The 7,481-nt window shown below is 42.7% G+C and carries 5 protein-coding genes; 4 read left to right on the top strand and 1 reads right to left on the bottom strand.

Annotated elements, in window-relative coordinates:
* The first annotated feature begins 611 nt into the window (after positions 1-611).
* The 4 genes from KSW37_RS14720 to KSW37_RS14735 all read left to right on the top strand — a co-directional run bounded on the left by KSW37_RS14720 (position 612) and on the right by KSW37_RS14735 (position 2,933).
* Positions 612-971: a hypothetical protein gene (locus KSW37_RS14720; RefSeq protein WP_217315093.1), complete on the top strand. Its 360-nt coding sequence runs from the start codon at positions 612-614 to the stop codon at positions 969-971.
* A 162-nt stretch (positions 972-1,133) separates the two neighbouring features.
* The gene (locus KSW37_RS14725) at positions 1,134-1,994 is read left to right on the top strand and encodes a hypothetical protein (protein ID WP_217315095.1); all 861 of its coding nucleotides are present in this window, start codon (positions 1,134-1,136) and stop codon (positions 1,992-1,994) included.
* A gap of 48 nt (positions 1,995-2,042) precedes the next feature.
* Positions 2,043-2,504 carry an NTF2 fold immunity protein gene (locus KSW37_RS14730; RefSeq protein WP_217315097.1) on the top strand — a complete coding sequence of 154 codons (462 nt, stop codon included), beginning with the start codon at positions 2,043-2,045 and terminating at the stop codon, positions 2,502-2,504.
* Between the two features lie 21 nt (positions 2,505-2,525).
* A complete protein-coding gene (locus tag KSW37_RS14735) occupies positions 2,526-2,933 on the top strand; it encodes a hypothetical protein (protein ID WP_217315100.1) in 408 nt (135 codons plus the stop codon).
* 463 nt (positions 2,934-3,396) lie between these two features.
* On the opposite strand, the gene KSW37_RS14740 is transcribed toward KSW37_RS14735, so the two are convergent.
* Complete coding sequence (locus tag KSW37_RS14740) at positions 3,397-7,386, bottom strand: malectin domain-containing carbohydrate-binding protein (RefSeq protein ID WP_217315102.1); 3,990 nt, start codon at positions 7,384-7,386, stop codon at positions 3,397-3,399.
* Between the last annotated feature and the right edge of the window lie 95 nt (positions 7,387-7,481).

Raw genomic sequence — 7,481 nt, forward strand, 5'->3', positions numbered from 1 at the left:
TCAACTCGTCTTACAAATAAAGCTAAAAGTGGTCAACTAAAATCGTTAAACCACAACAAGCGAAATATCGAACGAAATGCATCAATTATGTCCACGTACGTGGTTACTCGTACCCACGTACATGGGTAGCCATGACCACGTACATGGGTACGAGTGACCAAAACGATGGGTATCCATGCCCAAAACCTTGGGCAACCATGCCCTACATAGTTGGGCACAAATGCCCAAAGGCTTGGGCAAGTCTGGGCATTGTGGTTTGCAAGTCCGCTAGGTGTGGTTTAACGATTTTGGTTGACCACTTTTTATCTTATTTTATAAGACGAGTTGACTCGGTTTATACTTATTTATAAAACCAGTTGACTAGTGTTAGGGAGATACGCAAGTCCGCTAGGCGTTCCTGCGGATTTGCGTATCTCTCTAACGCCTAACGGACTTGCGAGCTGTTGATTTATGACACGCCCTCTTGTGGACCTTCAGCCCGTTCTTAAACCACTTGCGAAAGTTCTGTCATTTATATATCGAAATCGATAAAAATAAGCATAAAAGCCAATAAATTAAATATTTTCTATCCATTTATTTTGTTGTATCCAAAAATATTAATAAATTTGCACATGAATTTAGTTTTGATTAAGAATTTAATATTGATTAATATGTGGAGTATAAGGATTCTTACATTTATTTATGTATGCTTTTTGTCGATAAAAGCAACTGCTCAAGAAATACCTAATGATATTCCTTCACCAACAGTAGCTTCTCTTGCAAAATTTGGAGATATTCCAGTTTCTATGTTTACTGGGACTCCAAAGATTACAATCCCTATTTTTGAACTCAAATCTTTAGAAAAGTCTATGCCTATATCTTTAGATTATGATGTGTCTGGTTTTCAAATTAACGATCTTCCGTCTTGTACAGGACATAATTGGTCTCTTCAAGCAGGTGGAGTTATCACAAGACAGCGTGTTGGTAATTAATTAGATAAAATGAAAGGTAAAAATCTAAAAATCATGCTATTGTGCTTGGGAATATCTGTATTGCTGTTTCCAATGGGGCTGTATTGGTTTGCATATTGTCTAGAGAGTATCTACCCAACTTGCAATTGGCTTTTTAGTGATACTAATAATTTATCAAAAAATATGGAAACGACAATTTATCAATTTACTTTGACAAATGCGTTTCTTTATTTAGGGATTTTATTTTCCATTTATGTATTTGTCTACTATTTATGCAGTATTCTAAAAACGGGAAAAGTTAAAAATAAGTTTCTGTTTTTTAGTAAAATTATATGCTATATGGGGATTATTGTTAGTATTGTAAAAATAATGAACTGTAGTGTGGGAATTGACGAAAATGTAAGTTATGCAACATTTGTAACAGCATTATCAACATTTACATTCTGTTTTTTATATTTGGTAGTTATAGTCCTATTACATAAAAAAATGAAACATACTTTTTGCCTGGTTCATCACAATGTATATAAGAAGGTTACCCTTTATATTTACATTTGTAGTGTTTATACATTTATGTTTGTATCTTTGATAGATAGGTGGATTTTTTTTCGATTATTCCATGTAGGGCAATGGGACTGTCCATGGATAGGAGAAACGTGGTATTATTATGTTTCAAAAAGAATTACCACTCCTGAAAGTTGGTACTACATTCTTGCAGCTATAGCTTGCTGGACAATTCCTTTTGTTTATAGCCTAAGCATGTGTGTTATAGCTTATAAAAAGAAGAGTAATCTTCAAGGGGTTCTTTTTATTTTAAAGAAGTTCTCTTTTACTCTGCTTTTGATAGTAATTGTTAGATTTATTGGTGATACTACAAATATTCATATAATGAGTGATTATTATTATATGAATTCAGTTCCAACTTTCGTCTTATTTTTAGGACTTATAGTTTCTTTTAGGTGGTATTTCTCTACAATAACTACCATGAGAAAAAATGCCTCAAACAATAAAAGAGACCAAGCCGGTTTCTGTAAAAGAAACCTTTGAGCTCTATAATAACGTCATAAAAATTTTATTAAACAATCAAAACTACTCATGGAAAAAATAAAAAGAATTTCATTGATAGCCATAATTTTTATAGGCTTTGCTTTTGGTTTTCTGACTTTAAAAAATCTTCTTGGTATTGTGCCACAACATCAAATTAAGGCATCGAATTTTCAGCTTTTTAATTATGATGGTTTTGAAGACTATAGTATAGAAAATTGTGATTCTGGGTATTTTTATGCTTATAATGAAGTGCCAAATTCTGTAAGACAGAAAAAACCGACAGATGTCGCATTAATAGAAAAACCAGAAAATGCGGTAAAAATAGGTGTATCTATATTAATTTCTAAATTTGGAGAAAAATATATAATGCAGCAAAAACCTTTTACCGTTGTTTTAGTTAATAATAAAGTTTGGAAAGTTTCTGGAAATCCTTGTGTGCTAGAAAAACCATCTGCAATATATATCCAGGCAGCTGACGGACAAATTTTAGGTATATATAGTAATAAATAAAATAGTAAAAAATAAAAAGGTATGAAGAAATTTTTAGTCTTGTTCATAGCAAGTTTCATTACTGGGATGTTTTGTTGTTTTCTAGTAGGTATTACGACTAAGGCAGAAAGTTCTAGTTTTGATAATATTGAGTTTTGTTATAAAGGGCAAATAAATGAAAAATTGTGGTTTAAGAGTAAATCAGATTCATTGTATGAGTCTGATAGTACTGTGTATTCTTACGATGAAGGGATAATTTCTACACCTAAGTGTGTGGCAGAAGTTGCTTTTATGTTATTGGATGAACTTCATTTTGGATACATGAAGAAGAATGAATATCCTTTAAAGGTGGTAAAGGATGTAAAATCTTGGAAAGTATATGGTAACAGTTATGAATCGCCTGTTTATATTCAACTTTATCGAAAGACAGGTATGGTTATGGATTATTAAAATTACTTTTACATATAGTTGTTACGGATAAAATGATACTATTGCTTATGTTACTGAACTTTCGCAAGTAAGCTCCACACGCCCTAACACAGGGCAGAAGCTGCTGTGGTATAAGTCCGTAATACTGGTTTGCAAGTCCGCTAGGCATTAGGGAGATACGCAAGTCCGTTAGGCGTTCCTGCGGAACCCTAACGCCTAACGGACTTGCGTATCTCGATTTCATGATACTTCTCCCTATTTTATGATACTTCTATGATACTTTTTTGTAAAGATATTAGGAAGTCTCATTTTTACAAATCACTATATACCAATACTTTATAACAATATTTCCACCTAATAATGAGACTTTGAGACTTTTTTCTCAAAAAAAACTTATTACGCAAGAAATAAAATCTGCGCCATCTGCGTCATCTGCATGAGATTCTTAAGTCACACAGATTTCGCAAATGGCGCAGATTTCCTTTTATTGCACTTCCAGATAATCGAACGAAACGTTCGGAAGACCGGAGAGGATTATCTGATAGGTACCGGCATTGATCTGAGAATCGGTAGTGGTACCGATGGTTTTGAACTTATTCGGTGTTTCAGGGAAGGTCATGTCTCTATCCAGCAGGACGATACCCTTGCTGTCCACAATCTTCAACCTGCCAACCTGCTGCTCACCGGTTGTATTCTTATAGCGGAAACGCAACATGTATTCGCGGGCTACACCGGGATTGATAGTCCAGGTTGAGGTCTTGCTCTTATAGCGCACAGCCGGGAATACTTCGTTGTCCTGAGGCAACAGCTCCTTCGGATATTTCTCTACCACATCCTTATCCAGATCAGCCCAGTAAGTCTTGCTCATTCCGCTCTCAGGCTTGCTACCCTTGAAGGCGACATTCCACTTCTCAGCATCTCCTATCTCTCCCTTGGCAGCAATGGCGATGGCAGAGATGATTGCCTCTCCCACCTTTACTTCCGGGAAAGAAATGGTCAGCAGACCGCCCTTTACCTTGATATCTACCACCTTCTTGCAGGCTCCCGCAAAGCCAGCCTCAGCCCAAAGGTCGAGGTCATCTACTACCACGGAATCGTTGATGGCTACATCAAAGATGCGCTCGCCTTCACAATCGATGCCGGCACCCTCATGCTTGCCCAGCCAAGGCTCAGCAAAATAGAGTTCTACGCGATATTCTCCATCCGGAACGGCAAACTGATAGTTCAGCGCATGACGGCCCCAACGAAAATACTGGAAGAGCTGTGCATCATGGGGCGCAGCATGATGAGAGGCTTCAGATGATGATTTCAAGCCATGAATGCGGGAGGTGATATGTCCCTGACTCGCCGTAAACGGATTCATGCCGAAACGCTCTGCCCAGGAATGAGAATAGACGCTGTCGTCCTGCTCCCACTCGCTGCCATAACTGTCTGTAACGGCATCACCGCCACAGTTCACTCTATACAGATAGGTATAACCCTCGGCTGGTTTCAGAAGATTTCTGTTGCGGTCGGCAGCTGTAGGCGTAAGCGTATCTGGCTGCACCTTAGTATAATGGTTGCGATACCAGTAGAAGCCTTCGGTAGGCTGTTCCCAAGGCGTGAGAAGTCCCTTGTAATTGAACGGTCCCACCTTGTCGATACGGCGGTAAGCCTCATCCGGCTGTACTCTGCCCGGGTTCTCATGCGATACGAAGAGCCACTGGAAATGGCCGCAGACGCTGTCCCTGGCACTCTCTGCCAGCATCGCCTTCTTGCCGAGAAGAGATACAAAGGCATCTTCGGTATAGGCTTTTGACAGAGCCTTTGCATCACCGGCATGCAGTTTCTCTGCATCGGAACTGCGGAAACCGAGCGTGCGCCAGGCACCATATTCACCATTCAGCAACTGGTTAGGCTGCTTCAATTCCTCATCATATTTATCGGCTGTTCCGCCGTAGGTTCCGCTCCAGTTCTGAATCACATTCCAGTCGCTTCCCTCTCCTCCATTACAGGTCGTGATGGCGCGCATGGTCTGAGCGGTAGGGTCCATCTCGCGGATGATGGCAGCACACTCCTCGGTGAAATCCTTCGGCATCACACTCTCGTTCTGAATGCCCCAGAGAATGACGCTTGGCGAATTGCGGCGCTCCTTGATCCAACGGCGCAGCAGACGCTTGAAGTTCTTACGGAAGGCGGATGTATCATACCAGACATGTGCCGAGAACTGACTCCAGAACAGCATGCCCTGCTCATCCAGCAGCTGCTGGTAATAGAGATTATGTGGCTGATGAGCCTCACGGAAGGCATTGAAACCTGCCTGACGCATCATCTTGACACGGGAGGCTATCTGCTCATGAGAGAAGGCGTGACTCTGACCGAAGAGATGCTCGTAATCGCAGGTTCCATTGATGAAAACCGGACTGCCATTGAGATAGAATCTGCCGTCTTTCTTATCCATCTGGGTTGAATCGCCACGGAGCGCAGCCTGCTTCTGTCGGAGTACCGGCCAGGAGATGGTGCGGATGCCGAAAGGTGTAGCCACATCATCGATGGTCTTGCCCTCTCGCTTGATGATGCTGGAAAGGGTATAGAGATAAGGATCCGTGATGCTCCACAGATGGGCATCGCTGACCTTTGCCTGATGACGGACCACCTGGGTCTCGCCTGCCTTCAGGGTAATCTTTCCGGTCTGTCGGAAAGCGGTCTTGCCGCTGCTCAGCGCCAGTTTGCTGATTACCTCGATGGTCTGCTCATGGTCGGAATAGTTCTTCACCTCGGTATCCACGAAGACGCTGTCGCATGCCTCGTTGTTCCAGACGTGTACTCCGAAAGGCTCCACCCTCACCTCATCAGTTTCGATGAGCGATACAGGACGGAAGATGCCGAAAGGCTGACTGCCCTCCGAGAATCCCCATTCTGATGAACAGCCGCCGCAAGGCCAAGGGTTATTGGTCTGCATAGCAGGATGTTCTACCTTGATATTCAATACATTATCTCCCTCACGGAGTGCATCCGAGATATCGAGCATAAAGCTGGTTCTGCCTACCAGTTCCTTCGGATAACTCTTGCGGTTCACCTTGACCGTAGCAAAGGTTTCCACACCTTCCAACTGCAGGAAGTAGCGTTTTCCGGTCTGTTTATGAACGGAGAAATGCTTCTCGTAGGTGGCGGTACCATGCAGGTTGCCGTGCTTCAGCTGGCGGTAACCGTAATAATCGTCCAGATTACTAGGCACATTCACCCGGAAGGTTCCCATCTTCTTCGTGATACTGTCTTCCGAAGTCTTGCCGAAGGTTACCTGCCAGTCCTGATTCAGACTTACAATCTGTCGCTTTCCCTTCTTTTCAGGTGTCGGGAAAGAAACCTGCGAACGTCCCATCGGCACACTCGTAGCCACGGCGATGCCTCGCTGTCCGGCATGGTTCACGGCACAATAGAAATGGTATACCACGCCCTGATGCTTCAGCACATAACTCTTATGGGCGAACATATCATCATAAGGCTTGGAAGGATAAACCAGGTCGGCTCCATCCCAGTCCTGCCAGTTCACCAGGTCCCGGCTTACGGCAAATGTATTGTAGGCATTGTATTTTCTCTCCGGATTATAGGCAGAGAAATAGAACATGACATAATAATGCGGGAACTTCACAATCTGTGCATCTCCTGTAATGATGCCCGGAGCCTCATGAAAGAACACCGGATTGCCTGTCTTCCGCTTGGCTGTGCGGAGAGGCAGACGGCGCCAGGAAGTCATATTGCTGGAGAGGGCGATACCGATACGCTCTGCCTTCAGCTGGTTGGTAGGGTTGATGCCACCGGCATTATAGAACATCACGAAAGGTTTGCCCAGCGTCTTGTTCTTATCCCAGTAGACGGTACTTTTATAGTGGGTAAGTTTCTCCCACCACTGTGCACTTTTGTCGTTGATAGAGAGAACAGGCGAAGGGGATGTTTCCCAAGGATGTGCCTGGGTGATATCGCCTTTAGTAGAAGCCATACCCATATTGAGCGGCTTGCGGATGGCCTCATAGCCCGTACCTTCTCCACCGAAATAGCTCATCCAGTGGCGACCTTTGTATTTTGCCATCTCATAGGATCCGTTCCAGGTCCAGTCTATCAGCGCCGGGTATCCTGCACGCTGGTTCATGTCCCATCCCTTGTCGGCATAGCAGAGTAGTCTGCCCAGGGTTTTCCATTGCAGCAGGTCATCGCTGGTAGCGAGCCATGTTTCATACCCTCTGCCATCCGTTCCGTCCTTGCCGTTGTATACCACATAGGTCATAAACCAGCAGTTTCCTTCACGGTACACCATCGGACAGTCTATCTGGTGGTAGTTGTCCTCAGGAGCTACCACCATACCATATTTATAAGGCGTCTTCACCTCGTCGTATATCTTCTGCATCACGTTTTTGCTGATTTTCTGTGCAAAAGCGGTGATGCCGCCAAAGATAAGAAGAGATAAGAGTACCAGTCTCTTTCTTTCGATCTTCATATTTTTATTTTAGTACAAATTAATTTTAAATCTTACAAATACAAAGACGTTTGGAGATAGTTTTTGTAACTATTTGCATAAAGTTTATGTGTTTT

Source organism: Segatella copri (assembly GCF_019127135.1).
In the GTDB taxonomy this organism is placed as follows: domain Bacteria; phylum Bacteroidota; class Bacteroidia; order Bacteroidales; family Bacteroidaceae; genus Prevotella.